The organism is uncultured Jannaschia sp., assembly GCF_947494055.1.
Lineage (GTDB): Bacteria > Pseudomonadota > Alphaproteobacteria > Rhodobacterales > Rhodobacteraceae > Jannaschia.
Window position 1 is genome coordinate 1 of sequence record NZ_CANLTR010000119.1, and the last position, 1996, is coordinate 1996.

Here is a 1996-nt window from a genome sequence, read left to right on the forward strand (position 1 = left end):
TGGTTTGCAAGGCAGTAGCTATGACGAACAGAAAGGTGCTCTCGACGCCCGGCCACCTGATGAGCGTTGCGGCGCGCGGTTTCGTTCGTTTGAGCGAAAGTCGTTTGAGGCCGCTCGGCTTCGGACCGGGCTATCTTCCGGTCCTGACCGCGTTGCGAGATGGTCTGGCCGACACGCAGCGCGACCTGGCGCGCGTCTTGAAGATGGGTCAGCCGCCCATGGCACAGATGCTCGCCCGCATGGAACGTGACGGCCTGGTCACGCGCATGCCCGATCCGGAAGACGGACGTAGCCGGAAGATCGCACTCACGTCCAAGGCGGAAGACGGCCTTCCTGCCGCGATCGCCGTATTGATGGAAGGCAACGGGGACGCGCTTGCCGGCTTCACAGAGGAGGAGACGACGCAGCTCCTCGCCATGCTGGAGCGGGTGATCGCGAACCTGGACAGGGCAGCGAACGATGAGGGTAAGCCAGGCGCCTGAGGCGAGCGCACCTTCGGCACGCGGCGGCGAAAGCCCGGACCGTCCAAGGTTTGTGGCTGCTGGATGCTGGATGCTGGATGCTGGATGCTGGATGCTTGCCATTCAGCGGCGACGAACCTGACAAGGAGGAAAGCGCGGGCGGAGTTCGGTGCAAAGGGGATTGTGGCTCAGGTCTTCGTCGGTGGGCGGGCCGAACCACGAGTTCCATTGGAGCGAGCGGAGCAGGTCCTTCGATCTTTCCGGTTGGGTTTCGCGGATCGGGGTGCATTGCTGCCAGCACGGACCCGTCGCGGCGCAGGTTCTGACGGATCGGCTACGGTGATGGGTCCGGCGCCTCGGGATCGCAGGGCCGGGTGTGACGGGTGGATCATGCGGCATCCTCCCACGGCGGCGCACGATCTGGCCGCGGATGAAGGTCTCGACGAGGCGCATCGCACTGCCGCATCTGGGGCATGTCCGGCGCGGGTCTCGCGCATGGGCATCGGCGCTTCCGTCTTCGCCGGTCGTCTGATCCGGCTTTCGCTCCGCGTCTGTCAGACGCCTGATCGCCTCGATCCTGTCGCGGCAGATACCGTTGGCGAGGAAGCCGGTGTGGCGGATGCGATGGAAGCCGGGCGGCAGGACGTGGATCAGGAACCGGCGGATGAACTCGAACGTGGGCAGGCGCACGACCTTCATCCCCCTCTCGTGGTTTGCTTGCAGATCGGATCGATCCGGTTGCGTCCCGGGAAAGAGCCAACCCGCGGGTCGGGCTTCCCGGTCGTCGTCGCGCAGCAACGTCAGCAGGCTGGGCGACAGCATCACGTGGCGGTCCTTGCAGCCCCTGCCCCGATCGACGCGGATCAGCATCCGGTCGCTGTCGATATCGGGCACACGCAGATGGGTCACTTCGCTGACCCGTAGCCCGCCGCCATAGGCGGTGCGGAGGGACCGTGGCCCCGGCGGGGCCGCGTAAGCCCGAGCAACGAACGCAGCCCTGTACTTGAGGCCGGGCCCCGGATCGACGTCGAGGATCCGCGTGACCTCCTCGGCGCCGAGCACAACCGGGATCTCCTTGGCCAGACGCTGATACCGCATGTGGCGGTTTGGCGGGAAAACGATCCACCGGATCGTTTTCTGTTCCGCCTACACTCTCGTCGCGCGCGCAGGTCACCGAGAAGAAGCCCAGGACGCTCGGCCGGTTGTCGAACGTCGCCGAGCCGGTGCCGTTCTCGGACATGTCCAGCCGGAACGCCCGCAGGTCCTCGGACGTCGCCGTGTCGAGCGAGCGACCCGCATCGCCCGCAGGTCCATCGTCTGCGTCTTCGGTCGCAGACCCTCGATGCATATCCTCGAGAAACCGCCGGCGCAGGGCGGGAACGCGCCAATCGGACATGGAAGCCTCCTGTCATCGGATCGAGAAGGTCCCAATCGTCCGACAGGCATGCCCATCCACCAAATCGTACCGCCCGCCTCAGCGCACGCCAGCCGCCACAGGCGCCCCTACCGCGCGAACAGTTTCGTCCCTGTCCCGC

General features: G+C 66.2%; 2 protein-coding genes. One reads left to right on the forward strand and one right to left on the reverse strand.

The window, feature by feature from the left end; all coding sequences use genetic code 11:
• Positions 1-482 (forward strand): MarR family transcriptional regulator (locus tag Q1A87_RS23345; protein ID WP_363323068.1); only part of this gene is annotated, 482 nt, incomplete at its 5' end.
• A 102-nt stretch (positions 483-584) separates the two neighbouring features.
• Here the strand turns inward: Q1A87_RS23345 and Q1A87_RS23350 are convergent.
• Entirely contained in the window at positions 585-1523 is a 939-nt protein-coding gene (locus Q1A87_RS23350; protein WP_299657216.1) for a transposase, read from the reverse strand.
• Between the last annotated feature and the right edge of the window lie 473 nt (positions 1524-1996).